General features: G+C 60.3%; 1 pseudogene. It reads right to left on the reverse strand.

What is annotated here, in order from left to right:
• Positions 1–476: pseudogene (locus GHO25_RS25765) on the reverse strand (HAMP domain-containing protein); the annotation flags it as partial.

Here is a 476-nt window from a genome sequence, read left to right on the forward strand (position 1 = left end):
TTTCGGCCAGGTCGACAATTTCATCGCGCCGCTGCCCCATGATCGGCTTGACTCGGGTTTCAAAACGCCCCTGTGCCACATCGCTCATTGCCCGGCGCAAGTAAGCCAACGGCCAGGCCAGATAAAACGCCATATAGCCGCTGAACAAGGCACTCATCACCGTGCCGATCAAGAGCGGCATCAAGCCCGGCCCGCCCTCCCCGCCGCCCCCATTACCGGGCACGCGGGTCGACCTCAGCGACAGGCTCATGCCCTCTTTACTGATGACCGTTTGCTCGAAGACCGGGTGTTCAATGGGCAATCCGGCCAGCAATTGGCCGGTGCTGTCATACACGGCTATCGCTTCGTCGTCGGGGTGGTGCCACACGTCCAGCAGTTGTTTGCCTGCTTCGACACCGTAGTGGCGCAAGAGCTGGGCTTCGCTTTCCAGAATGGTGTCGAGATGAGGATTGCCAGGCCCCAATCGACTTAACGTC

Source organism: Pseudomonas sp. FSL R10-1350, assembly GCF_009600525.1.
GTDB classification, from domain to species: Bacteria; Pseudomonadota; Gammaproteobacteria; order Pseudomonadales; family Pseudomonadaceae; genus Aquipseudomonas; species Aquipseudomonas helleri.